The sequence below is a fragment of the Amycolatopsis sp. CA-161197 genome (genome assembly GCF_050942255.1).
Lineage (GTDB): Bacteria > Actinomycetota > Actinomycetes > Mycobacteriales > Pseudonocardiaceae > Amycolatopsis.
In genome coordinates this window covers 1,313,993-1,340,205 of record NZ_CP192059.1, presented here as the reverse complement: position 1 = coordinate 1,340,205, position 26,213 = coordinate 1,313,993, and the positions used below count along the sequence as shown (strand labels likewise).

The window sequence follows — 26,213 nt, the reverse complement described above, 5'->3', positions numbered from 1 at the left end:
TTTTGCCCACACCCGGGCCGGACTGTGCTGATTGGCCCACATTCGCTCGGTCCGGGGCGCGGGACCGGGTCAGAATGACCGCATGCCGCAACTGCGCATCGCCTTGGCCCAGGTCAACCCCACCGTCGGCGACATCGACGGCAACACCGCGCTGACGGTCGAGTGGACCCGCCGGGCCGCCGAGGCGGGCGCCCACGTGGTCGTGTTCCCGGAGATGTCCCAGACGGGTTATCCCGTGGAGGACCTGGCGTTCCGGGCCACTTTCGCGCAGGCGTCGCGCAAGTCCCTCGACGAGCTGGCCCGCCGGCTGGCCGAAGCGGGCTGCGGCGAGGTGCTCACCTACGTCGGCTACCTCGACCACGACGAGGCCGGCCCACGCGACGCGGCCGCCGCGCTGTTCCGCGGCGAAGTCGTGGCGAAGCAGTACAAGCACCATCTGCCCAACTACGGCGTGTTCGACGAGCACCGCTACTTCAAGCCGGGCACGGAGCTGCAGGTTTTGCGGCTGCACGGCATCGACATCGGCATGGTGATCTGCGAGGACATCTGGCAGGACGGCGGCCCGATCTCCGCGCTGGGCAAGGCCGGTGTCGACCTGGTCGTGGCGCCCAACGCGTCGCCCTACGAGCGGTCGAAGGACGAGCAGCGGCTGCCGCTGGTGGCCCGGCGCGCGGCCGAGGCGGGCGCGCCCCTGGTCTACACGAACCAGGTCGGCGGCCAGGACGACCTCGTGTTCGACGGCGACTCGCTCGTGGTGGGCGCCGACGGCAAGCTGCTCGCGCGGGCGCCGCAGTTCGTGGAGCACCTGCTGGTGGTGGACATGGACCTGACGTCGGGCGGCCACGCCGGCGACGGCGCGCTGGCGGGCCTGCACGTCCACCGGCGGGTGCTGAGCGCCGAGCCGCTGCCCGCGTACCCGCCGCTGACGGATCCGGTGCTCAGCGAGCCGCTTTCGGACGAGGCCGAGGTGTGGTCGGCGCTCGTGACCGGGCTGCGCGACTACGTGCACAAGAACGGCTTCTCGTCGGTCACCTTCGGCTTTTCCGGCGGCATCGACTCCGCCGTGTGCGCGGCGCTGGCGGCCGACGCGCTCGGCGGCGACAACGTGTACGGCGTCTCGATGCCGTCGAAGTACTCGTCCTCGCACTCCAAGGACGACGCCGCGGACCTGGCGCGCCGCATCGGCGCGCACTACCGCGTGGAACCGGTCGAGGACATGGTGAAGGTCTACGTCGACCAGCTGGCGCTGACGGGGCTCGCCGAGGAGAACATCCAGGCCCGCACGCGCGGCATGCTCCTCATGGCACTGTCCAACCTGGACGGACACCTCGTGCTCGCCACCGGCAACAAGACCGAGCTGGCCGTGGGCTACTCCACGATCTACGGCGACGCGGTGGGCGGGTTCGCACCGATCAAGGACGTGTTCAAAACGCACGTCTGGCAGCTCGCGCGCTGGCGCAACGACGAGGCGGCCAAGCGCGGCGAAACCCCGCCGATCCCGGAGAACTCGATCACCAAACCGCCCTCGGCCGAGCTCGCACCCGGTCAGGTGGACACCGACTCACTGCCGGACTACGCGCTGCTCGACGACATCCTCGACGACTACGTGGAGGGCGACCGCGGCTACGCCGACCTCGTCGCCGCCGGATTCGAGCCGGAGACCATCGACCGGGTCGTGCGGATGGTCGACCGCGCGGAGTACAAACGGCGGCAGTACCCGCCGGGCACGAAGATCACCTTCAAGGCGTTCGGGCGCGACCGGCGGCTGCCCATCACCAACGCGTGGCGGGAGCGCAAAGCCTAGAAAAGCGTCGGTTCGTCGGGCAGCGCACCCTCGATGACGAGCATCCGCCGCTTGGTCTCGACGCCACCCGGGGCCGAGAAGCCGCCGTGTTTGCCACCGGCCGCGAGCACGCGGTGACACGGCACGACGATCGGGAACGGGTTGTTGCCCATCGCCTGGCCGACGGCTTGCGCGGCACCGGGCAGGCCCAGCTCGTGGGCGATGTCGCCGTACGTCTTGGTCTTCCCCGGCGGGATGGCGCGGGCGATCTCGTAGGCGCGGCGGTTGAACTCCGGGACGGAGTCGAGGTCGAGCGGGATCTCGCGCAGGTCGTGGTGCGCGCCGGAGAGCAGCGCGGTGATCTTCTCGATCGCGTCGGCCGGCTCGGGAGGTGGCACCGCTTCCACCGCGTCGGGGAACCGCCGGGCCAGGAAGGCCCGGGTGCTCGCGGGCGAGCTGCCGGGCAGCGCGGTGCCGATGATGACCCCTTCGCGCCAGGCCAGCCCACACGCGCCCAGCGGCGTGTCGAAAACGGTGAATCCGGACCTCATCGGCCCAGGGTACGAGCGACCCCCGACAAAACTCAGCGAACGGGACGCGAGGCGAAGCGCGGCAGGGGCCGGATGACGATGTATGCGACGCCCGAAATCAGCAGCGCGGCCCGCACCCCGAGCTGCACGCGGCTGAACACGCCGGCCAGGTGTCCGGGCCCGAGCAGCGACGCGATGAGGACCAGCGCCCACGTGACGAGCACCAGCGCGAACCCCGCCATCGCCCACTCGCGCCACGGCGGCGGCCACCAGAACATGAGGCTGAACGAGCCCCCCACGAACGCGAGGTTCTCCAGCAGCTGCGCGGCGGTCGTGCCCGGCACCAGTGCGTCGGCGACCAGGACGAGCCCGAAGAACCCGAGCGTGATCGCGGCGACCCGGCCGGTCCAGTGCACCGGCACCAGGCGCAACAGCGGTGGGCAGGCGAGCAGGAAGGCGAAGCCCGCGACCCCGGTGGTGATCCGGAACAGCGGATCTGCCCGCAGCAACGCTTCGACGGTCTGCTGGGCCGGCGAAACGCCGGTGGGCAGGAAGAATTCGAGCAGCCAGGCGGAATAGACCACCACCCCGAGCCCGACCAGGGCGACCACGGTGAGTCGCGCAGTACGCACGCCCACACATTAAGCGAAGCCGTGCGACGTTGCGCGCGGAGGTGTCACTTTTTCCCTGGTCGCAACGAACCTCAGGCGTGCGGGCGCACGAACGGGAACAGCACCGTCTGCCGGATCGACGCGCCGCTGAGCATCATCAGCAGGCGGTCGACGCCGAGACCCAGCCCGCCCGTGGGCGGCATGCCGTGTTCGAGCGCGAGCAGGAAGTCTTCGTCGAGCTCCATCGCCTCGACGTCGCCGCTCGCGGCGCGCAGCGACTGGGCTTCCAGGCGGCGGCGCTGTTCGATCGGGTCCGTGAGCTCGGTGTACGCGGTGCCGACCTCCGAGCCGAACGCGATGAGGTCCCAGCGTTCGGCCAGCAGCGGGTCGCGGCGGTGCTGGCGGGTCAGCGGCGAGACGTCCGTGGGGTAGTCCGTGTAGAAGGTGGGCAGCACCGTCGAGCCCTCGACGAGGTGCTCGTGGGCCTTGAGCACCAGGTCACCGTGGCCGGCGTCCTCCCCCACCGGCACGCCGGCCGCGCCGCAGAGGCGCCGGAGCGTGGCCACGGAGGTGCCGGAGTCGATCTCCTCGCCCAGCGCCGCCGACACGGCTTCGTGCACGGGGATCACCGGCCAGTCGCCGGAGATGTCGTACTCGGTCACCTGGCCGTCGGCGTCGTGGCGGCGCACGATCTGCGCGCCGAAGGCGGCTTCGGCCGCGTGCTGCACCAGTTCGCGGGTGAGGTCGCGCATCGAGTTGTAGTCGGCGTAGGCCTGGTACGCCTCGAGCATCGTGAACTCGGGGTTGTGCGTGGCGTCGACGCCTTCGTTGCGGAAGTTGCGGTTGAGTTCGAAGACGCGCTCGACGCCGGCGACGCAGAGGCGCTTGAGGTAGAGCTCCGGCGCGATGCGCAGGTACATGCGCATGTCGTAGGCGTTGATGTGCGTGACGAACGGCCGCGCGTTGGCTCCACCGTGGACGGTCTGCAGCATCGGCGTCTCGACCTCGAGGTAGTCGCCCTGGTGCAACCGCTCGCGCACGGCGCGGACCACCGTGGACCGCAGCCGCAGCATGTGCGCGGACTCCGGGTTCACGGCCAGGTCGAGGTAGCGCTGGCGCACGCGCGTCTCGGGGTCGGTGAGGCCCTTTCGCTTGTCCGGCAACGGGTGCAGGCACTTCGCGGTGACCGTCCACTCGTCCACGAGCACGGACAGCTCACCGCGGCGCGACGTGATCACTTCACCGCTCACGCCCACGTGGTCACCGAGGTCCACGCCGGTGCGCCAGCCCACGAGGTCGAGCACTCCCGCGTCGAGCATCAGCTGCACTTCGCCCGAAAAGTCCTTGATGCGCGCGAAACACAGCCCGCCGAGCGTCCGCAGCGCGAGCACCCGGCCGGCCACGCGCACGCGGTGCCCGGTCCGCGAATCCGCCGGCAGATCGGCGAACTTGCTCACGACGTCGCCCAGCAGGTCTTCGCGGCTGAAGCCGACAGGATAGGGGTCCACGCCGAGATCACGTAGTTTGTCCAGCTTCGCCACGCGCACGCGCACCTGCTCCGGACGCCGCGCGGCCTTCGGGACGACACGAGCGGCGGCGTCCTCGATGCGCCGGACCTCGGCCACGAACTCGTCGCTCACCGTCTCGAGCCGCAGCACGCGCGAGCGGCCCGTGGGGACGAAGCCCTCCAGCGCGCCGGCGACGATGCCGACGCGCGGCAGGCGGCGGGCCGAGGAGTAGCAGAGGAAGCGCGGCTCCCAGTCCGGGCCGTACTTCGCGTTGGACCGGTACAGCGATTCCAGCTGGAAGAACCGCGACGCGAGGCCTAGCACCGACCGCCACAGGCGCAGCACGGGGCCGGCGCCGATGCGCTCGCCCTCGGCGAAGACCGCGCGGAACATGGCGAAGTTGAGGGAGATCCGCTGCGCGCCGAGGTGCTGTGCGGCCGCGACGACCTCGGCGACCATGAACTCGTTCAGGCCGTTTTCCGCGGCGCGGTCGCGGCGCATCAGGTCGAGCGAGAGGCCCCGCCGGCCCCACGGCACGAAGGACAGCAGGCCGCGCAGCTCGCCTTCGCCGTCGTAGGCCTCCACCATCACGCTGCGGGCGTCGCTGGCGTCGCCGAGGCGGCCCAGCGCCATCGAGAAGCCGCGCTCGGACTCGGCGCCGCGCCACTGCTGCGCCCGCGCGAGCAGGCCCTGCATCTCGTCGTCGGGGATCTCGCCGTGCCGGCGGACGCGCGCGGTGTACCCCGCGCGTTCGATCCGCTTCACGGCCTGGCGCACGGACTTGCGCTCGGGCCCGGTCAGGGAGAACTCGCGGACGTCGAGCACGGCTTCGTCGCCGATCTCCAGCGCCCGAAGGCCCGCGGCGGCGTAGGTCTTCGCGCCGCGCTCGCTCGCGCCGAGGACGCCGGGAATCCAGCCGTACGAACGGGTTTCGTCGAGCCACGCCCGCACCGCGTCGGGCCACGCGTCGGGGTCGCCGATCGGGTCGGCGCTGGCGACGCTGGTGCCGCCGAGCACCCGGTAGGTGACGGCCGCGCGGCCGTTGGGCGAGAAGACCACGCTCTTGTCGCGGCGCGTGGCGAAGTAGCCGAGGGAGTCGTCGTCGCCGAACTCGGCGAGCAGGCGCCGCAGCTCCAGCTCCTCGTCGTCGGTGCGCCGGCGGCGGTGCCGGACGCCGCGGAAGAGCGTGTACAGCGCGCCGGTGGCCACGAAGGTCGCGCCGAGGTCGAGCACGACGTCGATCCACGCCGGGCCTTCGCCGACGCCGATCCTGCGCAGCTGCAGGTTCTCGCCGGTGGCGTGGTTGAGCACCCAGACCAGGCGTTCCCACGAGTCGCCGAGCGTGCCGGGGAACGCCTCGGTGACCGCCCAGCCGAGCGCGACCACCACGAGCAGGCCGCCGAAGAGCACCGCCAGCCCGTCGCGCCAGGCGCCCGGCGCGAGCCGCGCGGGGAACGCCGGGCGCAGGGCCAGCAGCAGCCAGATCAGCAGCACCGACAGGACGTCGGCGATCGTCAGCACCCCGACCTGCATCGGGATGTGCCGGATCTGGCGCGGGCCGAGGGTGAGCAGGTCGGGTGCCCACAGCAGGACCGCCTGCAGCGCCAGCGTGATGGCCAGGCCGGCGAGCTGGAAGAGCAGCAACGTGTAGAGCGCGGCTTTCTTCCGCCGGCGCAGGGCGGCGCCGAGGACGACGAGCAGCAGCACGATCACGAGGCTCGCGCTCGTCGGCACGCTGAGGGCCGAGAAGGCCATGTCGATGCCGTTGAGCAGGCGCCCGCGGGTGCCGCCGGCGATCAGCAGGACCACCGAGAAGACGGCGGCGAGCTGCACGACGGTCGCCACGATGCCGCCCGCCCTGGCCTTCCAGGCCGGGATACGGGTGCGCGTGCTCGCTGGGGTTCCCATCGGTGCCCTTCTCACGTGATCCTCACGACTGGTGCAGAGACGTCAGTGAACAGCGAATGGTTGTCTGAGGACAAACACCAGTCATCACCCGGCAGGCTGAGCCGGGATCGTCCTGACGGAGCACACCACGCGCGTGTGAAGCTCATCGCACGACCTTGGGGCGGCCCGACGGACATGTCAGGCTTTGACGTGTTCTGACTCCACGACCCGGGGACCTCACCGAGGCCTCGAGGGAAGGACGGTCGACGACGATGTCTGCCAACCCGAACGGATCCGACGAGGTGGCCGCCCCGTACGGAACAGGCGCCGCGCCCGCGCAACCCGCGACGACCGGGCGCAAGGTCCGCGTGCACCACCTGCGTGAGCTGAAGGAACGCGGCGAGCCGTGGCCCATGCTCACCGCCTACGACATGTACACCGCGCAGATCTTCGACGAGGCCGGCATCCCGGTGCTGCTCGTCGGCGACTCCGCGGCCAACAACGTGTTCGGCTACGACACCTCGCTGCCGGTGACGGTCGACGAGCTGCTGCCCCTGGTCCGCGCCGTGACGCGGTCGGTGAAGCGGGCGCTCGTCGTGGCCGATCTGCCGTTCGGCTCCTACCAGCTCTCGCCCGAGCAGGCGCTGGCCACGTCCGTGCGGTTCATGAAGGAAGGCCGCGCCCACGCCGTGAAGCTGGAAGGCGGGCGCCGGTTCGCCGCGCACGTCGAGGCGCTGACGTCGGCCGGCATCCCCGTGATGGGACACATCGGATTCACCCCGCAGAGTGAACACAACCTCGGCGGCTACCGGGTGCAGGGGCGCGGTGAAGCGGCGGACGTGCTGCTCGCCGACGCGCTGGCGCTGCAGGAGTCCGGCGCGTTCGCCGTGGTGATGGAGATGGTGCCCGCCGAAGCCGCGAAGCGCGTGACGCACGAGCTGAAGATCCCGACGGTCGGCATCGGCGCCGGGCCCGACTGCGACGCGCAGGTGCTGGTGTGGCAGGACATGGCCGGGCTGCGCCGGGGCAAGGCGCCGCGGTTCGTGAAGCGCTACGCCGAGCTCGCCGACGTGCTGCAGGGCGCGGCCTCGGCCTTCGCCGAGGACGTCCGCCGCGGCGAGTTCCCGGCTCCGGAGCACGCGTTCCACTGAGATTTCCCAGGCCCGGGGCTCACCGGCGGCGAAACCGCTCGGCGAGCTCCGGGTCGTTCTGCCACCAGAGGCCACCCGTCGGGGCCTCACCGGATTCGGCTTCCTCGTTGAGGCGCTCGTCGATCTGCTTCGCGCGCTTCTGGTCGTCGCGGACCCAGCGCACGAACAGCGCGCCGACGAACGGCAGGCCCGCCACGTCGCCGCCGATCCACAGCACGCCGGCGCCGATGATCTGGTCGGTGCGCGGGTCCGGGCCCCAGCCGGGGTGCGCCGTGGCGTAGTGCGCGGGCGCCAGCAGCGGGCCGAGCCAGAGCACGAGGCCGAGCGCACCGTCGAAGACGACTTCCGTGAACGAGATCCACACGGACACGAGGTGTGAGCCGCCGCGCGGGGTCGGATCGAGCGCCACGCGGCTGTAGAAGTAGAGGAACCCGGCGGCGATGAGGAACACCCGCACCAGGCCGCCGACCACGGGGTAGTCGAGCGCCAGGCCGTAGAGCGGCGTCAGGTAGATGATCACGAAGGGTGCGATCAGCACGACCGTGACGGTGAGCGGGAACGTCAGGAACTTCGCGAACGCGCTGCGGCCGTGGTGGCGCAACCACGCCGCCAGCCCGGGCGGCGCAGCGCTCATGAGCAGCGTGATCGGCGCGCCGAGGGCCAGCAGCAGCGGCGTGACCATCAGCAGCACGGTGTTCTGCGTGGCACGGATCCAGAACAGCGTGGTGTCGTAGACGCCGAGGAACGAGCACGTGACGAGGACGATCGTGGCGAGGCCGGCGAGGAACGCCGTGGTCCGGCCGGGTGCCCAGGTCTCCTGCTTCCGCGCGGCGACGACGTAGGCCGCGCCGAGGGCGAGCACGACGACCACGGCCGGGACGTCGAGTGTCCAGGCCGTGAAGAGCGTGGTGCCGGTCAGCGGGGTTTCGATAGCGCCAGTGTCCCCTTCCGGAAATCGGGCCGGGACACCGCCCTCAGAAACTGAAGACGAGCAGGCTGGCGATTCCGGCGAGGACGCAGTAGATGGCGAACGGCGTCAAGGTGCGCGTTTCGAAGTATTTCGTGAGAAAACGGACAGAAATGTAGGACGCGATACCGGCCACCAGACTTCCGGCGAGCGCCGGGCCGAGCGACGGGCTGTTCTCCGGCGTGAACAACGACGGGAGTTTCAGCACGCCCGCGGCGAGGATCACCGGGGTGGCCAGCAGCCACGCGAAGCGGGCCGAATCCTGGTGGCCGAGGCCGCGGCGCAGGCCCGCGACCATCGTGATGCCGGAGCGGCTGATGCCCGGCAGGAGCGCGAGAACCTGAGCCGAGCCGATGAGCACGGCCTCCTTCACGCTGAGCTTGGAGAGGCGGGCGTCGGTGGCTTCCTCGACCGTGATCGCGCGCATCACAAGGGTGTCTTCGGCGCTGAAGTCGACGGTGTCTTCCGTTGTCCTGCCGGAGATCCCGGTCTTCGGCGCGGCGCGGGAGAAGCGTTCGGCCGCGTAGAGCACGCCGCCGTTGAGGATGAGGAAGATGGCCGACGGCACGGGCTTGCCGAGGAAGTCGCGCAGCAGGCTTTCCAGCAGCAGACCGGCGATGCCGACGGGGATCGTCGCGAGGATCAGCAGCCACGCCAGGCGCTGGTCGGCCGTGCGGACCTCGCGGTGGCGGATCGAGGAGATCAGGCCGCCGATGATGCGCACCCAGTCGCGCCAGAAGAACAGCACGAGGGCGAGCGCCGTGGCCACGTGCATCGCCACGAGCACCGCGAGATAAGGCGAATCCTCACCGATGCTCAGATCACGCTGCCAAGATCCGCCGATCACCGCGGGCAACAGGATGCTGTGCCCGAGGCTGGACACGGGAAACAATTCCGACACGCCTTGCAGCGCGCCGACGACGATCGACTCGACATACGTGACCGCGGACATTCTCGAGCCTTTCTCGCGTCGGTTCGGCCTTTCCTCGCGCAAGCTACCCACTACCGGGTAAACGCGGGGCAAGGGGGCGAAAGAACCTCCTCAGCCGGCCTGTGCTTGTTCACATCCATGAACACGAATCATGTCCTTGACTGGTGTTCGGGCCGTGGCTTAGCGTGGTCCCCACCACGAAGGTGTGAACCTCAGCCGAGCGAGGAGGACGGGATGCCGGAAGCAGCCGGAGCTTCACGCGCTTCCCGTGCGACCCGCCGCCCGAGGTCCGCACCCCGGTGAAGGAAATCGCGACGCGGCCACGTCTCCCGTGAGCCACCGACGCGACACGGACGGGGGCCCGCTCAGCCCGGCGGCGGGGGCGGGCCTCCACCTTCTCTCTCGATGCGGGTGCCGCTGAGCACGGCGAGACGCCGGCCGCACGCGCGACAGTGCAAGCGGCCTCGCTGCGAACCCGGACCGCGACCGTTTCGCCCGACGTCAGAGGAAAGCGGTCCCGACTCCCGCGTGACGCACTACACAGCCGCATTTTCGGCGGCGGCCGCGCACGGAGGCGAAACCGGCGTCCGCGCGCACCAGGCCGGCCGACACCCGGACGGCTCGCGGCCTTTCGGCTGAACGGTGCGGCGACTCCCGCGCGACGGCCGCCGGTCCGGCAGAGTGATCGGTATGGACGACCTCTACCCGCCGCTGCAGCCGTTGGCCGATGGGATGCTCGACGTGGGCGACGGGCACCGGATCTACTGCCAGGAGGCGGGGAACCCGCAGGGCAAGCCGGTGGTGGTGCTGCACGGGGGGCCGGGGAGCGGGATCGCGCCGATGGCGCGCCGGCATTTCGACCCCGCCGCGTACCGGATCATCCTGTTCGACCAGCGTGGGGCGGGGCGGAGCACGCCGAGCGTCGCGGATCCGGGCGTGGACCTCAGCACGAACACGTTGTGGCACCTCGTCGCGGACATGGAGCTGCTGCGGGAGCGGCTGAACATCCGGCGCTGGCAGGTGTTCGGCGGGTCGTGGGGGTCGACGCTCGCGCTGGCGTACGCGCAGACCTACCCCGATCAGGTGACGGAGCTGGTGCTGCGCGGGATCTTCACGGCACGGCAGCGCGAGCTCGACTGGATCTACCGCGGCGGCGCGGCGAACCTCTTCCCGGCCGAATGGGAGGACTTCCTGGCGCCGCTGCCCGAAGAGCACCACAAGGATCCGCTCGCCGGGTACGCCGAGCTGCTCGACGACCCCGACCGCGGCGTGCGGGAGCGGGCTGCGATCGCGTGGAGCGTCTGGGAAGGCGCGACGGTGGCGCTCATGCCGCAGCAGGCGTTCCTGAACCGGTACGCCGACCCGTCGTTCGCGCTGACGTTCGCGCGGCTGGCAGTGCACTACTTCAGCCACGACGCCTGGCTCGAGGACGGGCAGCTGATCCGCGACGCCGGCAAGCTCGCCGGCGTGCCGGGCGTGCTCGTTCAGGGCCGCTACGACGCCGTCTGCCCGCCGATCACCGCGTACGAGCTGCACCACGCGTGGCCCGGCTCGATCCTGCGCATCACCGAAGGCGCCGGGCACGCCGTGAACGACCCGGGCACCCTGGCCGCACTGCGGCAGGCGACCGACGACTTCCGCTAGACGGCCAGCAGCAGCCGGAAGAGCCCTTCCAACGTCGAGGTCAACGCAGCCTCGTCAGTCGCGTTCAGAGCGGCGCTGCCGATCACCTTGCGCATCAACCAGAACCCCGCGATCAGCGACAGCGCCACGGCCGCGCGATCGGTCCCGCGCGCGCCGGGGACGACGTCGAGGATGTGTGCCTCGACGTGCTTCTCGATGCCCGCGCGCAGGATCTCGGCGGCGCGCGGATTGGGCGCCGAGCGCAGCATGAGCAGGAACGGGTCGAGGTTGTCGGCATCGGGTGACGTCCGGGACACCAGCGAAGCCGCGACGTCGCGCGCGAGCGTGGCCGGGTCGCCGGTCAGCACGGTCCGCTCGGTCATCGACACCTCCACCACCTCGGCGAAGAGCCCTTCCTTCGAGCCGAAGTAGCGGTTCACCAGCATTGCCGTGACCCCGGCGGTCTGCGCGATCTCCCGCACGCCGACGCCGTCGTAGCCGAAGCGCGTGAACGCCTCGACGCCCGCGCGCAGGATCGCTTCCCGGGTCGCGGCGGCGTCGCGACGACGTGGTGCAGTCATGTATACGAGTGTAGACTAAAACTAAATCTACACCCGTAGACCTGAACGGAGAACCATGGAACTCAACCTGACCGGCCGCCGCGCACTCGTCACGGGCTCGAGCTCCGGCCTCGGCGAAGCGATCGCGCGGCTGCTCGCGGAAGAGGGCGCCGACGTCGTGGTGCACGGCCGCGACGAAGCCCGGACCCGTGCGGTGGCGGACGAAATCGGCGCGAAAGCCGTGGCGATCGGCGACCTCGCGACCGACGAAGGCGCGGCGAAAGTGGCCGAAGAAGCCGGCGAAGTCGACATCCTCGTGAACAACGCCGGCGCCTACCAGCACTTGAGCTGGGCCGAGGCCGAGCCCGAGGAGTGGGCGCGGACGTACGAGGTCAACGTGGTCTCGTCGGTTCGCATGATCCGGCACCTCGTGCCCGGCATGCGCGAACGCGGCTGGGGCCGCGTGATCCAGATCGGTGGCGGTCTGTCCGGCCAGCCGATGGCGTCGCTCCCCCACTACAACGCGACGCTCGCCGCCCGCCACAACCTCGCGGTTTCCCTTGCGCGGGAGCTGAAAGACACCGGCGTGACGTCCAATGTGGTCGCACCCGGCGCGATCCTCGTGGACTCCGTGCAGAAGCTGCTCACGGACCTCGCGCCGGACCACGGCTGGGGCGAGACCTGGGACACGATCGAAAACAACGCCGCGCAGGACTTCGTGCCCAACGACATCGGCCGCTTCGGCCGGCCCGAGGAGATCGCGGGCGCCGTGGCGTACCTGGCGAGCCCGTACGGCGACTACGTCAGCGGGGCCACCCTCCGCGTGGACGGTGGCACCATCCGCTCCGTGATCTAGGAAACCCTAGATCCGGCCGCCCGAAGAACTGTCACCGCCGGAGAGCTTCTGCGCGAAGTACACCGGCACCGTCGAGACGATGATCAGCACCGCCGCCACCACGTTGACCACCGGGGCCTGGTTGGGGCGGAACAGGTTGTCGTAGATCCAGATCGGCAACGTCTCCATGCCGGTGCCGAGCGTGAACGTCGTCACGATGATCTCGTCGAACGACAGCGCGAACGCCAGCAGACCACCCGCCAGCAGTGCCGAGCGCAGCATCGGGAACGTCACCAACCGGAACGTGGTGATGCCGTCGGCGCCGAGGTCCATCGACGCTTCCTCGAGGTTGCCGCCCATGCGCCGCAGGCGGGCGACGACGTTGTTGAACACCACGACGATGCAGAAGGTCGCGTGGGCGATGATCGCCGTGAGCAGGCCGAGGTCGATGCCGAGGATCGTGCGGAACGCGTTGTTCAGCGCGATGCCGGTGACGATGCCGGGCAGCGCGATCGGCAGGATGATCAGCAGCGAGATCGAGTCCCGGCCGAAGAACCGGTAGCGCTGCAGGGCGAACGCGGCCATCGTGCCGAGCACGAGCGCGATCGCCGTGGCCGCCACCCCGGCCTCGATGCTGGTCCACAAGGCGTGCAGCGCGCCGGCGTTGGTGACCGCGCGGCCCCACCACTCGAGGGTGAAGCTCTTCGGCGGCCAGCCGAACGTGGTGTCCGAGTTCACGGAGTTGAGCAGCACCACCAGAAGCGGGAAGTAGATCACCGCGAACCCGACCCCGAGTGCCGTCCACAGCACCACCCGGCCGGTCTTCGACATGCGCACGGCGGTCTCCTAGAGGTTGTTCAGCGCGCCGGTGCGACGCACGACGGCCAAGTACACGAGCATGATCACGACCGGCACGATGGCCACGGTCGCCGCGAACGGCAGGTTGTTGGCCGCGCCGATGTTGTCGTAGACGACGTTGCCGAGCATCTGCGACGTGCCGCCCACGATCTTCACGGCGATGTAGTCGCCCAGCGACAAGGAGAACGTGAAGATCGAGCCGGCCACGATCGCCGGGAAGGCGAGCGGCAGGATCACCGAGCGGAACGTGCGGAACGACTTCGCGCCGAGGTCGCCCGAAGCGTCCACAAGGGAGTCCGGCAGCCGCTCGAGACCCGCGTAGATCGGCAGGATCATGTACGGCAGCCACAGGTAGGACAGCGTGATCACGGTGGCCGCGACGCCGTAGCCGGGGCCGGAGAGGCCGAACGGGCTCAGCAGCCAGCTGATCGCGCCGTTGCCGGAAAGCAGGGTGCGCCACGCGTAGGCCTTCACCAGGTAGCTCGCCCACAGCGGCGTCATCACGGCGATCACGAGGATCCGTTGCGCCTTCGGGGAAGCGAGCTTGGCCATCGCGAAGGCCATCGGGAACGCGATGACCGCGTCGATCACCGTGACCAGCAGTGCGATGCCGACGGTCCGCAGCGTGATCGTGCGGTAGACCGAGTCGGTGAAGAGGGTGACGAAGTTGTCGAACGACCAGTCCGTGACCACCTGGCCGGTGAACACGTCGGTGGTCCAGAAGGCCGTGATGAACAGGGCGGCGAGCGCACCGAGGTAGGCCAGGCCGAGCCACAGCAGCGGGGCCGTGAGCAGGATGCCCAGGCGCAGCTTGGGTTTGCGGAAGAAGAAAGCCGAAGCGCGGCGGCTCGGCGGGCTCACGGCGGTCATGAGGAAGACACCTTCGGGAAAGGGGGTCCGGGGGCGGCGGACGAGGGGGGAGGGTGCCCGCCGCCCCCGGAGCTACCGGGGAGATCTCACGGGTGCGGTGAAGGCACCCGTGAACACGTCAACCCTTGATCTCGGTCCAGGCACGGGTCCAGTCGCCGTAGTCCTTGCACTTGACGTCCGTGCGGCCGTCGAGGCACTGCGGGATCGGCGTGGTCCAGTACTGGATCTTGGCGGCGTAGGCCGCGTCGTTGGCGTGGTAGGTGTCGCACAGCGACTTGTCGGTGAACTCGGCGCAGGCCTTGGAGTTGGCCGGTGCCTCACCGAAGTACTCGGCGACCTGGGCGTTCACCTTGGGGCTGATGATGTAGTCCATCCACTTGTACGCGCACGTCTTGTGCTGCGACTTCGTGGCCACCATCCAGGTGTCCGACCAGCCGGTGGCACCTTCGCTCGGCACGGTCGCGCCCAGCGGAGCACCCTCGCTCTTGGCCAGGTTCACCGTGACCTGCCACGCGGTGCCGATCACGGCGTCCGCGTTCTTGAGCGACTGCGTTTCCTTGAGGTAGTCCGCCCAGTACTCGCTGACGTTCGGCCGCTGCTTCTTCAGCAGGTCCACCGCCGCGTTGAACTGCTTGTCGTCCAGGGCGTACGGGTTCTTGATGCCGAGCTCGGGCTGGTGCGCCATGAGGTACAGCGCGGCGTCGGCGATGTAGATCGGCGAGTCGTAGGCGATGATCTTGCCCTTGTAGGGCGAGTTCACGTCGAACATCGGCGACCACGACGTCGGCTCCGGGCTCACCTTGTCGGTGCGCCAGGTGAGCACGTTCGCGCCCCAGCCGTGCGGGATGCCGTAGGCGACGTTGTTGACGCTGTTCCACGGCTTGTTCTTCAGGAACGGGTAGACGTCGTTGTAGTTCGGCACGAGCGCGGTGTTGACCGGCTCGACGTCACCCGAGGCGACCAGGCGCAGCGAGGCGTCGCCCGAGGCGGACACCACGTCGTACTGGCCTGTCTTCATCAGCGTCACGGCCTCGTCGGACGTGCCGAACGCCTTGACGTTGACCTTGCAGCCGGTCTGGTCCTCGAACGGCTTGACCCAGTTGACGTTCGGGTCGGTGGCGCCGTTTTCGGCGTAACCGGGCCACGCGAGCACGTTCAGCTGGCCTTCCGGCTGGCCCAGCTGGGTGAGTGCGGCCAGCTTGGGCGGGGTGAACCCCTGGGCGCCCGGCGCGGACCCCGCGCTCGAGTCGGAGCCCGACGTCCCGCAGGCCGCGAGCAGCAGGCTCACGCCGCACAGACCCGCGAGCAGCGTCTTCCTGTTCTTCATGTCGAGAGAAACCTTCCCGTGAGAACTAGCCGGCTTCGGGGACCCGGAAACTGTGTTCGTGGCGCCACCGCAGGCGGACCCGGCCGTCGGCGAACTCGGTCGGTTCACTGGTGTTCTGGCGGACCACGGACAACTGACCCCCCGCATCGAGCGCGACAGCGTAGCGCACTGTGGATCCGGCGTATACGACATCCGTGACGATTCCGGTCGCCGAAGTCTCGCCCGGACCGGCCGGTGACGCAAGATCAGCATCGATGCGGATTTTCTCCGGCCGGATGCTGTACACGCCGGGCTTGCCGATCACCGCTTCGGCCCCACGCCCGCTGAGCAGGTTGGACGTGCCGACGAAGCCGGCGACGAACGCGCTCGCCGGTCTCTCGTACACCTCCACCGGGGTGCCGACCTGTTCGATCCGCCCGGCGTTGAACACCGCGATGCGGTCGCTCATGGTCAGCGCCTCGTCCTGGTCGTGCGTCACGAACACGAAGGTGATCCCGACCTCGCGCTGGATCTGCTTGAGCTCGATCTGCATCGCCTGCCGCAGCTTGAGGTCGAGCGCTCCCAGCGGTTCGTCGAGCAGCAGCACCTTCGGGCGGTTCACCAGCGCCCGCGCGAGAGCGACGCGCTGGCGCTGACCACCCGAGAGCTGCGAAGGCTTGCGGTCGCCGTACTCCCCGAGGCGCACGGTCTCGAGGGCTTCCGCGGCGCGTTGCCGGCGCTCGGCTTTGCCGACCCGCTTGACCTTGAGGCCGTACTCCACGTTCTGCCGCACGGACATGTGCGGGAAGAGCGCGTAGTCCTGGAACACGGTGTTCACGTCGCGCTCGAACGGCGCGAGCTGGCTGACCTCCCGGCCGGCCAGCTCGATGGAGCCCGCGGTGGGCAGCTCGAAACCGGCGATCATGCGCAGCACCGTGGTCTTCCCCGAGCCCGACGGGCCGAGCATGGAGAAGAACTCACCGGGCGGGATGTCGAGGTCGACGCCGTCGACGGCGCGGACCTTGTCGAAGTGCTTCTGCAGCCCGGTGAGCCGGATCGCCGGCTCACCGCCGGCCCGCGGCCGTTCGGGCCGGCGGGCGGTCGTCGGGGCTTGGTGGGGCATGGCGGGCCTTCCCGTGGATCTCGTCACCTGGTACCTACAGCGCGCTCATCACGTGCTTGACGCGGGTGTAGTCCTCGAGGCCGTACAGCGAGAGATCCTTGCCGTAACCCGACTTCTTGAACCCGCCGTGGGGCATCTCGGCGACGAGCGGGATGTGGGTGTTGATCCACACGCAGCCGAAGTCGAGCTTGGCGGACACGCGCATGGCGCGCTGGTGGTCCTTGGTCCAGATCGAGGACGCGAGGCCGTAGGGCACGCCGTTGGCCGCCTTCACCGCGTCGGCTTCGTCGGAGAAGCGCTGCACGGTGATGACCGGGCCGAAGACCTCGTTCTGGGTGATCTCGTCGTCCTGCGTGACGCCGGAGACCACGGTGGCCGCGTAGAAGAACCCCTCGTCGCCGGCGCGCCGCCCTCCACAGTGGACGGTGGCGTGGCCGGGCAGGCGGTCGATGAAACCCGACACCTTCTCCAGCTGCGCGGCGTTGTTGAGCGGGCCGAAGGCGACGGTGTCGTCGTCGGGCTTGCCGGTCTTGTTGGCCTCGGCCTGGCGCGAGAGGGCGGCGACGAAGGTGTCGTGCACGTCGTCGGACACCAGCACGCGGGTGGCGGCGGTGCAGTCCTGGCCGGCGTTGAAGTAACCCGCCATCGCGATGGTCTCGGCGGCGGCCTCGAGGTCGGCGTCCTCGAAGACGATCACGGGCGCCTTGCCGCCCAGCTCGAGGTGCACGCGCTTGACGTCGCGGGCCGCGGCGCCCGCGACCTCGATGCCGGCGCGCACGGAGCCGGTGATCGACACCATCGCGGGGATCGGGTGCTCCACCAGCGCACGGCCGGAGTCGCGGTCGCCGGTCACGACGTTGAACACGCCCGGCGGCAGGAACTCGCCGCAGATCTCGGCCAGCAGCAGCGTGGACGCCGGCGTGGTGTCCGACGGCTTGAGCACCACGGTGTTGCCCGCGGCGAGCGCCGGCGCGATCTTCCAGATCGCCATGAGCAGCGGGTAGTTCCACGGCGTCACCTGCGCGCAGACACCCACGGGCTCACGGCGGATGAAGGACGTGTGGCCTTCCATGTACTCGCCGGCCGCACGGCCTTCGAGCACGCGCGCGGCGCCGGCGAAGAAGCGCAGCTGGTCGACGATCATCGGCAGCTCTTCGGACATCGTGAGCGCCACCGGCTTGCCGGTGTTGCGCGACTCCACGGCGATGAGCTCCTCGCCGCGGGCCTCCACGGCGTCGGCGATCTTCAGCAGTGCGAGCTGGCGCTGGGCCGGCGTGGTCTCTTTCCAGCTCTCGAACGCCTCGGCCGCGGTCTTGAGCGCGCGGTCGACGTCCTCGGCGCCCGCCACCGGCGCGGTGCAGTACGCGCGCCCCGTGACCGGGTCGACGATCTCGAGAACCTTCCCTGACAGCGAGTCGACGAATTTCCCGCCGACGTAGTGCTTCAGTTCCTGCACGCGTGCGCCTCCTGACTCTCCGTGGCAGGGTGAAACATATAACTCCATATTTCACATGACAAGGTCCTGGGGCACTATTGGCCCCAATCGCACGCCGAGACGGGTGGACCCACGATGCGCAAGGAGATGTCGAACAGCGCACGACTGGCGATGTTCGCTCCGCTGGACCAGCTCGGCCGCGCCGAGGCGGTCGCGGCCAGGCTGCTCGACGCCATCACCCTGGGTCTGCTCGACGACGCCGAGCAGCTGCCGAGCGAGGTCGAGCTCGCCGCGCAGTTCCGCGTGTCCACCGTGACGGTCCGGGAAGCGCTCGCCGTGCTGCGGCAGCAGGGGCTGGTCGAGACCAGGCGCGGCCGCGGCGGCGGCAGTTTCGTGCGCACGCCCGCGTGGCCGGCACCGAGCTCGTGGGCCCAGCGCCTGCGGCTCGTCTCGCTCGCGGATCTGCGCGACTTCGGCGACCACTACCTCGCCGTGGCCGGGTCGGCGGCCAAGCTCGCGTCGGAGCGCAGCTCGCAAGAAGACCTGGAAAGACTGCGTCTGACCAGCGAAGACCTCCTCGGCACGACCGGTCCCGAAGCGACCCGCGCCGAGCGGCACTTCCACCTCGAGATCGCGGCCGCCGCGCAGTCGCCGCGGCTCACCAACCAGGAGGTCCAACTGCAGGGCGAACACGGCGGGTTGCTCTGGGTGCCCCTCGACGGCGAGGACACCTGCCGCCAGTCCTACGCTGAGCACCACGCGATCGTGACCGCGATCGCGGCGGCCGACGGCGACCTGGCCCGCAAGCTGACCGAGGAGCACATCCTGAGCGCGCTCGACCGGCTCGTGGATCTGCACTTAAGCCTCGAAACGCCGTAAGCTTCGATGACCCCGCGATCGAGGTGAGCATCGTGACCGACACCCGCACGTTGACCGGCGACGAGGTCGTCGCGCAGGTATCCGCGCTGGTCGAGGAGATCTTCGAGCGGCTCAAGCCCGTGCTGGCCGCGGCCGAGACGCTGCTGGCCGAGCCCGGCGGCGCCGGCTCCGGCACGCTCCACGGCATCCGGCCGCAGGTGCTGGAGGCCCTCGGCGGCCTCGTGATCGGCGCCGGGTTCGTGAGCGCGCCCCACGTGTTGTCGGACCAGGAGTTCGGTTTCGAGTGGTGGACCACCACCGGTTCGGACCAGACGCCCGAGCAGCTGTTCATCAGCCTCGACCCGGAGAGCCCCAACTTCCTCGACTACACGCGCCAGTCGTGGTTCACCGTGCCGCGTGACAGCGGGCGGCGCCACATCAACGGGCCGTACGTCGACTACCTCTGCACCGACGAGTACACGCTCACGTTCACGCTGCCCGTGTACCGCGACGGCGCGTTTGCCGGCGTGGTGGGCGCGGACGTCTACGTGCGCGAGTTCGAGCGCACCGTCAGCCGGCGGCTGCGGTCGCTGGGCCGGCGAGCGGCGCTGCTCAACGCGCAGGGGCGCGTGATCGTGTCGAACAGCGTCCGGCAGGCGACGGGTTCGCTGGTGCGCGACGTCGACGTGCCGGCGTGGTGGACCTCGGGCGCGGAACCGCAGACGATGTCGGGCGGCGCGACGTTGCGGCGGTGCGGGGATTCGCCGATCGCGTTGCTCGTCAGCGTGTGACGTTCAGGGCCAGCCAGAGTTCGGCCCTGGTGCCGGGTGAGTCGAGGTCCTGACCGAGGAGCTCGGCCGCCTTGGTGATGCGGTTGCGCAGGGTGTGGCGGTGGATGTGCAGCTGCGAGGCCGCGCGGTCCCAGTGGCCGTGGTTTTCCAGCCAGCAGCGCAGGGACTCCTCCAGCTCGCCGCGGCCGGACTCGTCGTGGGTGCGCAGCGGGTTCAGCAGCTCGTGGGCGAAGGCTTGGGCGGCAAGGGGATCCAGGAGGTTGAGCAGGCCACGGCCGGCGTGGTCGGCGTAGCGCAGGATCGGGATGCCCTGGCTGCGTGCGGTTTCAGCCGCCTGCTTGGCTTGGCGCAGGGCGGCCGGGAACTCAGTGGCGTCGCCGACGCCGACGTGGCAACCGCCGACTTCGGCGGCCACGGTGAGCACGCGGTCGGCGTCGTCGGTCGCGGCGACGAGGAGCGCCTCGGAGTGGGCGTAGAACACCTGTGCCGCAATGGGTTCCAGGCGGTCGTACACGGCGGTCCGCACGGCGGGCGGGCCCGCGACGGCGAGCACGGTCCACGGTTGCGGCGGCGCGCCCTGCACGGTGCGCAACACGTCGAGCGCGAGGGTTTCCTGGCCGTCGGTGAACAGGTCGAGCAAGCCGGTGCGCAGCCGGGACAGCGCGCCGCGTTGAGCACGATCCTGTTCCAAGGCAAGGGAAAGCAGCGAGACAGCGGTGTTCACGATGTGGCGGCCGGTCGAGTCGAGTGGCTCGGCGGTACCGACCGCGAGGGTGCCGCGCGTGTGCAAGGTCTGGAGCACGACCTCCTGCTCCCCCAGCGTGACGACCCGCGTGCCGGCGCGCAGGTCCCTCACGTCGAGCTGTTCCCCGTGCGCGCGAGCGGCCGCGGAGGAGACTTCTCGGACGCGGCCGGTGGCGTCGAAGAGCACGACCCAGCCGTCGACGAGCCGGGCGAGACGGCGCACGACGCCGGCCGCACCCGTCTTCCCGACGGCGGTGCGGGTGAGCTCCTGCTGGGCGCGGCCGATGCGGACGGTCGCGGCGTATTCGTCAGCGGCGACCGCGCGGGAGACGGCGCGGGTGATCGCGATGAAGGGCGTCTTGCGGGGCACTTCGAGCACCGGAAGGCCGACCTCGTCGGCGGTCGCCTTCAACGTGGCCGGCACGTGCTCATGGCTCAGACCGACGCCGAAGCCGAGCCCGGCGGTGCCCGCTTCGACGAGGCGGCGGACGTAGGCCTCGGACGTCGTGTCGTCCAGCGCCAGGCCGGTGGTGAGCAGGAGCTCGCCGCCTTCGAGGAAGGCGTGCGGGTCGGTGAGCTCGGTCGGGTGCACCCAGCCGATCGGGCGGTCGAGCCCGGCCTCCCCCGCGACCACGCGAAGGGCGAGCGGCCGCTGTTCGGCGAGCGCGCGCAGGGTGAGTGCCATAGTGGCCAAGTTTACGCGCGTTTCTGGACAACTTGGCCAGCAGACGCCGCGGCCTCACCGCCTCATCCTGGGAGGTGACCGAGCCCGTTTCCCAGGAGTTGAGCCCATGACCACGACCACCGAGACCCTGGTGGCCCCGGCGCCGCGTCAGCGCCAGTTGCGCACCGAGATCCCCGGCCCGGCGTCGCGCGCGCTGCAGGAGCGGCGGACGGCCGCGGTCGCGGCGGGGGTGAGCTCGACGCTGCCCGCCTACATCACGTCGGCCAGCGGCGGCCTGCTCACCGACGCCGACGGCAACGTGCTCATCGACTTCGGCTCCGGCATCGCCGTGACGAACGTCGGCCACTCCGCGCCCGAGGTCGTCAACCGCGTGCGCAAGCAGGCGTGCTGGTTCACGCACACGTGTTTCATGGTGACGCCGTACGAGGGTTACGTGGAGGTGTGCGAGGCGCTGGCGGAGCTGACGCCGGGTGACCACGCGAAGAAGTCGGTGCTGTTCAACTCCGGCGCGGAGGCCGTGGAGAACGCGGTGAAGATCGCGCGCGCCGCGACCGGGCGGCAGGCCGTGGTGGTGTTCGACCACGCGTACCACGGGCGCACGAACCTGACGATGGCGTTGACCGCGAAGTCGGTGCCCTACAAGCACGGCTTCGGGCCGTTCGCCCCCGAGGTGTACCGCGTGCCGGGGTCGTACCCGTACCGCGACGGGCTTTCGGGCCCGGAGGCCGCGCGGATCGCGATCGACCGGATCGAGAAGCAGATCGGCGGCGACCAGGTGGCGGCCGTCGTGATCGAGCCGATCCAGGGCGAGGGCGGGTTCATCGAGCCGGCGCCCGGGTTCCTGCCCGCGCTTTCCGAGTGGTGCACCGCGAACGGCGTGGTGTTCGTGGCCGACGAGGTGCAGACCGGCTTCTGCCGCACGGGCGACTGGTTCGCGTCGTCGCGCGAGGGCGTGGTGCCGGACCTGATCGCGACGGCCAAGGGCATCGCGGCCGGGCTGCCGCTGTCGGCCGTGACCGGGCGTGCGGAGCTGCTCGACGCGGTCGGGCCCGGTGGGCTCGGTGGGACCTACGGCGGCAACCCGATCGCGTGTGCCGCGGCGCTGGGTTCGATCGAGACGATGCGGTCCGCGGATCTGGCGTCGTCCGCGCAGCGGGTGGAATCCGTGGTGCTGCCGCGGCTGCGCGCGCTGGCGGCCGAGACGGGCGTGATCGGCGACGTGCGCGGGCGGGGCGCGATGCTGGCTGCGGAGTTCGTTCGCGCCGGTACTTCCGAGCCGGACGCCGACCTGACGAAGCGCGTCGCGGCGGTGTGCCACGCGCTCGGTGTGGTGGTGCTGACCTGCGGTACCTACGGCAACGTCATCCGGCTGCTGCCGCCGCTTTCCCTGTCCAACGAGCTGCTCGACGAGGGCCTGTCCGTGTTCGAGCACGCGGTCCGCACGGAGGTGCGCAAGTGACTGTTCCGTTCTGGGTCGCCGGCAAGCCGGTGACGAGTTCTTCGACCGCGGTCGTCCGCCATTCCTACGACGGGAGCGAGGCCGGTTCGCACTACCTGCCGTCCGCGTCGGACGTCGAGGAAGCGGTGGCCGCGGCGGCTTCGGTGGCCGATGAGTTCGCCACTACGCCCGCGCACGTGCGCGCGGGCGCGTTGGACCACGTGTCCCGTTCGTTGAGTCAGCGGGCCGACGAGATCGCGCGCCTCATCACGGCCGAGTCGGGCAAGCCGTTGAAGTGGTCGCGCGGCGAGGTGGGGCGCGCGGTGTCGACGTTCCGCTGGGCCGCCGAGGAGGCTCGCCGGTTCTCGGGCGAGCTGCAGCGCCTCGACACCGACCCGGGCGGCACCGGCCGGCTGGCCTTGGTGCGGCGCGTGCCGCGCGGGCCGGTACTCGGCATCACACCGTTCAACTTCCCGCTGAACCTGGCGGCGCACAAGGTCGCGCCGGCCATCGCGGTCGGCGCGCCGATCGTGCTGAAGCCGGCGCCGGCGACGCCGCTGACGTCGTTGCTGCTGGGCGAGATCCTGGCGGAGACCGCGTTGCCGTCGGGGAGCTGGTCGATCCTGCCGCTGGGCAATGAGGAAACGGCTTCGCTGGTGCAGGATCCGCGGCTGCCGGTGGTTTCGTTCACGGGCTCGGTTCCCGTTGGTTGGTCCATTCGGGACAGTGCGCCGCGAAAGCACGTTTCTCTGGAGCTCGGCGGCAATGGCGCCGTGCTGGTCTGTCCGGACTGGACCGACCTGAACTTCGCGGCGCAGCGGATCGCGACGTTCTCGATGTACCAGGCGGGCCAGTCGTGCATCTCGGTGCAGCGGGTCTACGTGCACACCGATGTTTACGACGAGCTGGAGTCGCGGGTTCTGGCGCAGGTCGCGGCTTTGCGCACCGGCGACCCCGCGTCGGACGGGGTGGATGTCGGCCCGCTGATCAACGAGGCCGCGGCTTCGCGCGTTGCTTCGTGGGTTTCGGACGCCGTCTCCGCCGGCGCTTCCCTGCTGACCGGCGGCGGCCGTTCCGGCGCGACGGTGGAGCCGACGGTCCTCGCCGACGTCCCGGAATCCGCTTCGGTCATGGCCGAGGAGGTGTTCGGGCCGGTGGTTTCGCTGATCCGGGTGTCCTCTGTGGACGAGGGCATCTCGCGCATCAACGCCTCGCGCTTCGGCCTCCAGGCCGGCGTCTTCACGCGCGACCTGCCCACCGCGTTCGACGTCTCCGCGCGCCTCAAGGTCGGCGGCGTCCTCATCGGCGACGTTCCCAGCTTCCGCGCCGACCAGATGCCCTACGGCGGCGTCAAGGACTCGGGCGTCGGCCGCGAAGGCCCGGCGGCCGCGATGGCGGACTTCACGGAGGAAAGGGTGACCGTGTTGACGGGACTAACGCTCTGACCGAGTCGCGATCGCCTCGGTCAACGCGGCGTGGGCTTCGACGAGGGACGGGCCGTACCAGGTCAGGTGGCGGCCCGAGACCAGCAGCGGACGGAAGCCGGGGAAGAAGCCCGGGCCGTCGTCAGTGGTGAATTCGTACGGTTCGTCCGGCAAAACCACGACGTCGGCTCGGGCTGCTCGCAGCTCTTCCAGCGGCGGGCGCGGGTAGCGGTCGTCGGCGTCGGCGTACGCGTTCGCCACGCCGACGCGGCGGAGGACGTCGCCGGCGAAGGTGTCGCGGCCCAGGACGATCCACGGCTTGCGCCAGACCGGGATGACGGCGCGGAATCGGATCGGGGCCGTCGTGCGCCAGAGTTCTTCGGCGGTGACCAGCCACGCGGGCTCGTCGAGGGCGTAGACCTGCGTCAAGAGCCGCCGCAAGGAGCCCAGCGCGGCCGGCACCGAAGCGGCCGCCTCCATGACGAATACCGGGATCCCGTTGGCCCGCAACCGTTGCACGTCCTCGGGGCGGTTCTCCTCCGAGTTCGCCAGCACCAGGTCGGGTTCGAGCGCGAGGACGTCGTCGATCTTCGGGTACTTCGATCCACCGACGCGTGAAACGTCCAAATCGGACGGATGCGTGCAGTAATCCGTCGCACCCACCAGACGACCGGGGGCGCTCACCTCGACCGCCTCCGTCAAGGAGGGGACCAGGGACACCACGCGCTCGGGCGGCCCGGCGAGGGGCACCGGCTCGCCGAGGTCGTCGACCAGGTTGCTCATACGCGTTCGAACGACACCTTCCGCTTGTCGACGTCCACCGCGGTCAGGCGGACGCCGATGCGTTCACCTTCGGGGAACTTCTCGCCCGTGCACTTGGCCATCACCGGCGGGTCCTCCACGAGGATCTCCGCGCGCGTCTCCTCCGCGCGCAGCACCACAGCCGTGAACTCGCGCCCGACGCGTTCCGCCAGGACCCACGCCTCCACCTGATCGATGCAGGCGCGTTCGACGCGGGCGGCGAGGCCGTCCGAAGCGGACATCTGCAGTGGCACCTCCGCGAGCGCGTCGCGAACCCACGACGGCACCTCACGCCCGGCGGTGACGGCGAGGCAGACCTCCGTGCCGAAGCGGTCGACCAGGCGACGGATGGGTGCGGTGACGTGGGCGTACGCGCCGCCGATGCCCGCGTGGGTCGTCAGCGCGGGCAGGGATCCGTCGAAGGACGTGTAGCCCGCGCCGCGCAGAAGCCTGGTGGTGTCGGCGAAGATGGCCATCGACGAGGGCCGTCCGGGGTCCAAAGAGGACAGGAACTCCGACACCCCGAGCCCCGCCGGCCACGCGACGCCCACGACCGAGGCCGAGCGGCGCAGCCACTCCACGGCGTCCGGCTCGGGCGGCGGGAGCGTCCGCAGCACGCCGACCCGGGCTTCGATCATGATCTGCGCCGCGGCCATGCCGGTGAGCAGCGAGATCTCGGCGTTCCACGCGTCGACGGCGGTGCGCGGGCGGCGGGCCAGCGCCCAGCCGCCGTCGGGGTCACCGCTGATCTCCTGCTCCGGCAGCTGCAGCTCCACAGCCCCGCGCTGCACCGCCAGCTCGCGCCGCAGCCGGCCGAGCTCCGGCAGCGCGGCGACGGAGGGGTGCGGGGTGCCGGCGTCGAGCGAGGCCTGCACGCTCTCGTAGTCGAGCTGCTCGGTCGAACGCACCAGCGCGCGGCGCACGCGGGTGGCGACGGGCTCGCCGGCGGCGTCGACGTCGATGGTCCAGAGCACGGCCGCCCGGATTTCGCCGGGCAGCAGGCTCGCGGCGCCTTCGGACAGGACGGTGGGATGGAGCGGGACGTTGCCGTCGGGCAGGTAGAGCGTCTGGCCGCGGCGGCGGGCCTCGTGGTCGAGCGCGCCGCCGGGCGGGACAAACGCGGCAAGGTCGGCGATGGCGTAGTGCACGCGGAAGCCGCCCGCGGTGCGTTCGACGACCATCGCCTGGTCGAGGTCCTTGGCGCCGGGCGGGTCGATCGTCACGAACGGCAGGTCCGTGGCGTCCTCGCGGCCCTCGGCGCGCGCGGAGAGCACGGCGGCCTCCGCCTCGGCCAGCACCTCGGGGCCGAAGGACTCCGGCAACGCGAACTCCGTCCGGAGCCGACCGAAGTCCCCTCCCGACGCGGGTGTCCTGATCACGAGTGGCACCACACAACAGTATCCCGCGCGACGGCCGCCGATCGCCCGTTCGGGCGCGAGCCGCGCGGGTGTACGTTGATCCGTGCTGTAATGAAAACCATCTTCATTTTGTGAA

Annotated in this window: 22 protein-coding genes; 8 read left to right on the top strand and 14 right to left on the bottom strand. The window is 70.4% G+C overall.

Features of this window, described 5'->3' with window-relative positions:
- The first annotated feature begins 82 nt into the window (after positions 1 to 82).
- Positions 83 to 1,804 carry an NAD+ synthase gene (locus ACQPXB_RS06645; protein ID WP_432850138.1) on the top strand — a complete coding sequence of 574 codons (1,722 nt, stop codon included), beginning with the start codon at positions 83 to 85 and terminating at the stop codon, positions 1,802 to 1,804.
- Here the strand turns inward: ACQPXB_RS06645 and ACQPXB_RS06640 are convergent.
- The 3 genes from ACQPXB_RS06640 to lysX all read right to left on the bottom strand — a co-directional run bounded on the left by ACQPXB_RS06640 (position 1,801) and on the right by lysX (position 6,340).
- A complete protein-coding gene (locus ACQPXB_RS06640; RefSeq protein ID WP_366575009.1) occupies positions 1,801 to 2,334 on the bottom strand; it encodes a methylated-DNA--[protein]-cysteine S-methyltransferase in 534 nt (177 codons plus the stop codon). The genes ACQPXB_RS06645 and ACQPXB_RS06640 overlap by 4 nt on opposite strands.
- 32 nt (positions 2,335 to 2,366) lie before the next feature.
- The gene (locus ACQPXB_RS06635; protein WP_366575010.1) at positions 2,367 to 2,945 is read right to left on the bottom strand and encodes a hypothetical protein; all 579 of its coding nucleotides are present in this window, start codon (positions 2,943 to 2,945) and stop codon (positions 2,367 to 2,369) included.
- 71 nt (positions 2,946 to 3,016) lie between these two features.
- A complete protein-coding gene (gene lysX, locus ACQPXB_RS06630; protein ID WP_432850135.1) occupies positions 3,017 to 6,340 on the bottom strand; it encodes a bifunctional lysylphosphatidylglycerol synthetase/lysine--tRNA ligase LysX in 3,324 nt (1,107 codons plus the stop codon).
- Between the two features lie 251 nt (positions 6,341 to 6,591).
- On the opposite strand from lysX, the gene panB reads away from it, so the two are divergent.
- Positions 6,592 to 7,470 carry a 3-methyl-2-oxobutanoate hydroxymethyltransferase gene (panB, locus tag ACQPXB_RS06625; RefSeq protein ID WP_432850133.1) on the top strand — a complete coding sequence of 293 codons (879 nt, stop codon included), beginning with the start codon at positions 6,592 to 6,594 and terminating at the stop codon, positions 7,468 to 7,470.
- A 19-nt stretch (positions 7,471 to 7,489) separates the two neighbouring features.
- On the opposite strand, the gene ACQPXB_RS06620 is transcribed toward panB, so the two are convergent.
- Positions 7,490 to 8,341 (bottom strand): cytochrome c oxidase assembly protein, encoded by an 852-nt coding sequence (locus tag ACQPXB_RS06620; protein WP_432850131.1) that lies wholly within the window; start codon positions 8,339 to 8,341, stop codon positions 7,490 to 7,492.
- A 103-nt stretch (positions 8,342 to 8,444) separates the two neighbouring features.
- Complete coding sequence (locus tag ACQPXB_RS06615; RefSeq protein WP_366575016.1) at positions 8,445 to 9,389, bottom strand: undecaprenyl-diphosphate phosphatase; 945 nt, start codon at positions 9,387 to 9,389, stop codon at positions 8,445 to 8,447.
- A 669-nt stretch (positions 9,390 to 10,058) separates the two neighbouring features.
- Between ACQPXB_RS06615 and pip the strand changes: the two genes are divergently transcribed.
- A complete protein-coding gene (pip, locus tag ACQPXB_RS06610) occupies positions 10,059 to 11,012 on the top strand; it encodes a prolyl aminopeptidase (protein WP_432850129.1) in 954 nt (317 codons plus the stop codon).
- On the opposite strand, the gene ACQPXB_RS06605 is transcribed toward pip, so the two are convergent.
- Positions 11,009 to 11,572 (bottom strand): TetR/AcrR family transcriptional regulator, encoded by a 564-nt coding sequence (locus ACQPXB_RS06605; protein WP_432850127.1) that lies wholly within the window; start codon positions 11,570 to 11,572, stop codon positions 11,009 to 11,011. The two genes, pip and ACQPXB_RS06605, sit on opposite strands and share 4 nt — an antisense overlap.
- Before the next feature lie 55 nt (positions 11,573 to 11,627).
- Between ACQPXB_RS06605 and ACQPXB_RS06600 the strand changes: the two genes are divergently transcribed.
- Entirely contained in the window at positions 11,628 to 12,407 is a 780-nt protein-coding gene (locus ACQPXB_RS06600) for an SDR family NAD(P)-dependent oxidoreductase (RefSeq protein ID WP_432850125.1), read from the top strand.
- Positions 12,408 to 12,413: 6 nt separating this feature from the next.
- Here the strand turns inward: ACQPXB_RS06600 and ACQPXB_RS06595 are convergent, their stop codons facing one another.
- The 5 genes from ACQPXB_RS06595 to ACQPXB_RS06575 all read right to left on the bottom strand — a co-directional run bounded on the left by ACQPXB_RS06595 (position 12,414) and on the right by ACQPXB_RS06575 (position 17,999).
- Positions 12,414 to 13,217 (bottom strand): ABC transporter permease, encoded by an 804-nt coding sequence (locus ACQPXB_RS06595; RefSeq protein WP_370643837.1) that lies wholly within the window; start codon positions 13,215 to 13,217, stop codon positions 12,414 to 12,416.
- Positions 13,218 to 13,232: 15 nt separating this feature from the next.
- Positions 13,233 to 14,114 carry an ABC transporter permease gene (locus ACQPXB_RS06590; protein ID WP_386946845.1) on the bottom strand — a complete coding sequence of 294 codons (882 nt, stop codon included), beginning with the start codon at positions 14,112 to 14,114 and terminating at the stop codon, positions 13,233 to 13,235.
- Between the two features lie 118 nt (positions 14,115 to 14,232).
- A complete protein-coding gene (locus tag ACQPXB_RS06585) occupies positions 14,233 to 15,441 on the bottom strand; it encodes an ABC transporter substrate-binding protein (protein WP_432850122.1) in 1,209 nt (402 codons plus the stop codon).
- Positions 15,442 to 15,466: 25 nt separating this feature from the next.
- Positions 15,467 to 16,543, bottom strand: coding sequence for an ABC transporter ATP-binding protein (locus ACQPXB_RS06580; RefSeq protein WP_366575026.1), 1,077 nt, complete (start codon positions 16,541 to 16,543; stop codon positions 15,467 to 15,469).
- Between the two features lie 34 nt (positions 16,544 to 16,577).
- Positions 16,578 to 17,999 carry a gamma-aminobutyraldehyde dehydrogenase gene (locus ACQPXB_RS06575; protein ID WP_432850120.1) on the bottom strand — a complete coding sequence of 474 codons (1,422 nt, stop codon included), beginning with the start codon at positions 17,997 to 17,999 and terminating at the stop codon, positions 16,578 to 16,580.
- A gap of 114 nt (positions 18,000 to 18,113) precedes the next feature.
- On the opposite strand from ACQPXB_RS06575, the gene ACQPXB_RS06570 reads away from it, so the two are divergent.
- Together ACQPXB_RS06570 and ACQPXB_RS06565 are read left to right on the top strand one after the other, a co-directional pair.
- Positions 18,114 to 18,857 carry a FadR/GntR family transcriptional regulator gene (locus ACQPXB_RS06570; RefSeq protein ID WP_432850118.1) on the top strand — a complete coding sequence of 248 codons (744 nt, stop codon included), beginning with the start codon at positions 18,114 to 18,116 and terminating at the stop codon, positions 18,855 to 18,857.
- A gap of 32 nt (positions 18,858 to 18,889) precedes the next feature.
- Positions 18,890 to 19,627, top strand: coding sequence for a cache domain-containing protein (locus tag ACQPXB_RS06565; RefSeq protein ID WP_366575032.1), 738 nt, complete (start codon positions 18,890 to 18,892; stop codon positions 19,625 to 19,627).
- Here ACQPXB_RS06565 and ACQPXB_RS06560 read toward each other — a convergent pair.
- A complete protein-coding gene (locus ACQPXB_RS06560) occupies positions 19,617 to 21,056 on the bottom strand; it encodes a PucR family transcriptional regulator (RefSeq protein ID WP_432850115.1) in 1,440 nt (479 codons plus the stop codon). The genes ACQPXB_RS06565 and ACQPXB_RS06560 overlap by 11 nt on opposite strands.
- Positions 21,057 to 21,162: 106 nt before the next feature.
- Between ACQPXB_RS06560 and gabT the strand changes: the two genes are divergently transcribed.
- Both gabT and ACQPXB_RS06550 read left to right on the top strand, forming a co-directional pair.
- Complete coding sequence (gene gabT, locus ACQPXB_RS06555) at positions 21,163 to 22,515, top strand: 4-aminobutyrate--2-oxoglutarate transaminase (RefSeq protein WP_432850113.1); 1,353 nt, start codon at positions 21,163 to 21,165, stop codon at positions 22,513 to 22,515.
- On the top strand, positions 22,512 to 23,939 hold the full coding sequence (locus ACQPXB_RS06550) for an aldehyde dehydrogenase family protein (protein WP_432850111.1): 1,428 nt from the start codon (positions 22,512 to 22,514) through the stop codon (positions 23,937 to 23,939). The genes gabT and ACQPXB_RS06550 overlap by 4 nt, the downstream gene beginning before the upstream one ends.
- Here the strand turns inward: ACQPXB_RS06550 and ACQPXB_RS06545 are convergent.
- Both ACQPXB_RS06545 and ACQPXB_RS06540 read right to left on the bottom strand, forming a co-directional pair.
- Positions 23,928 to 24,701, bottom strand: a complete 774-nt coding sequence (locus ACQPXB_RS06545) for a helical backbone metal receptor (RefSeq protein WP_366575040.1) — start codon at positions 24,699 to 24,701, stop codon at positions 23,928 to 23,930. The genes ACQPXB_RS06550 and ACQPXB_RS06545 overlap by 12 nt on opposite strands.
- Positions 24,698 to 26,098 carry an RNB domain-containing ribonuclease gene (locus ACQPXB_RS06540; protein ID WP_366575916.1) on the bottom strand — a complete coding sequence of 467 codons (1,401 nt, stop codon included), beginning with the start codon at positions 26,096 to 26,098 and terminating at the stop codon, positions 24,698 to 24,700. The genes ACQPXB_RS06545 and ACQPXB_RS06540 overlap by 4 nt, the downstream gene beginning before the upstream one ends.
- Positions 26,099 to 26,213: the final 115 nt, after the last annotated feature.

Bases quoted from the DNA above. Each gene is read 5' to 3' on its own strand.
- ACQPXB_RS06595 (WP_370643837.1), bottom strand. From the start codon at position 13,217: ATGTCGAAGACCGGCCGGGTGGTGCTGTGGACGGCACTCGGGGTCGGG.
- ACQPXB_RS06585 (WP_432850122.1), bottom strand. From the start codon at position 15,441: ATGAAGAACAGGAAGACGCTGCTCGCGGGTCTGTGCGGCGTGAGCCTG.
- ACQPXB_RS06615 (WP_366575016.1), bottom strand. From the start codon at position 9,389: ATGTCCGCGGTCACGTATGTCGAGTCGATCGTCGTCGGCGCGCTGCAA.
- gabT (WP_432850113.1), top strand. From the start codon at position 21,163: ATGACCACGACCACCGAGACCCTGGTGGCCCCGGCGCCGCGTCAGCGC.
- lysX (WP_432850135.1), bottom strand. From the start codon at position 6,340: ATGGGAACCCCAGCGAGCACGCGCACCCGTATCCCGGCCTGGAAGGCC.
- ACQPXB_RS06640 (WP_366575009.1), bottom strand. From the start codon at position 2,334: ATGAGGTCCGGATTCACCGTTTTCGACACGCCGCTGGGCGCGTGTGGG.
- ACQPXB_RS06590 (WP_386946845.1), bottom strand. From the start codon at position 14,114: ATGACCGCCGTGAGCCCGCCGAGCCGCCGCGCTTCGGCTTTCTTCTTC.
- ACQPXB_RS06605 (WP_432850127.1), bottom strand. From the start codon at position 11,572: ATGACTGCACCACGTCGTCGCGACGCCGCCGCGACCCGGGAAGCGATC.
- pip (WP_432850129.1), top strand. From the start codon at position 10,059: ATGGACGACCTCTACCCGCCGCTGCAGCCGTTGGCCGATGGGATGCTC.
- ACQPXB_RS06545 (WP_366575040.1), bottom strand. From the start codon at position 24,701: ATGAGCAACCTGGTCGACGACCTCGGCGAGCCGGTGCCCCTCGCCGGG.
- ACQPXB_RS06580 (WP_366575026.1), bottom strand. From the start codon at position 16,543: ATGCCCCACCAAGCCCCGACGACCGCCCGCCGGCCCGAACGGCCGCGG.
- ACQPXB_RS06600 (WP_432850125.1), top strand. From the start codon at position 11,628: ATGGAACTCAACCTGACCGGCCGCCGCGCACTCGTCACGGGCTCGAGC.
- ACQPXB_RS06560 (WP_432850115.1), bottom strand. From the start codon at position 21,056: ATGGCACTCACCCTGCGCGCGCTCGCCGAACAGCGGCCGCTCGCCCTT.
- ACQPXB_RS06645 (WP_432850138.1), top strand. From the start codon at position 83: ATGCCGCAACTGCGCATCGCCTTGGCCCAGGTCAACCCCACCGTCGGC.
- panB (WP_432850133.1), top strand. From the start codon at position 6,592: ATGTCTGCCAACCCGAACGGATCCGACGAGGTGGCCGCCCCGTACGGA.
- ACQPXB_RS06570 (WP_432850118.1), top strand. From the start codon at position 18,114: ATGCGCAAGGAGATGTCGAACAGCGCACGACTGGCGATGTTCGCTCCG.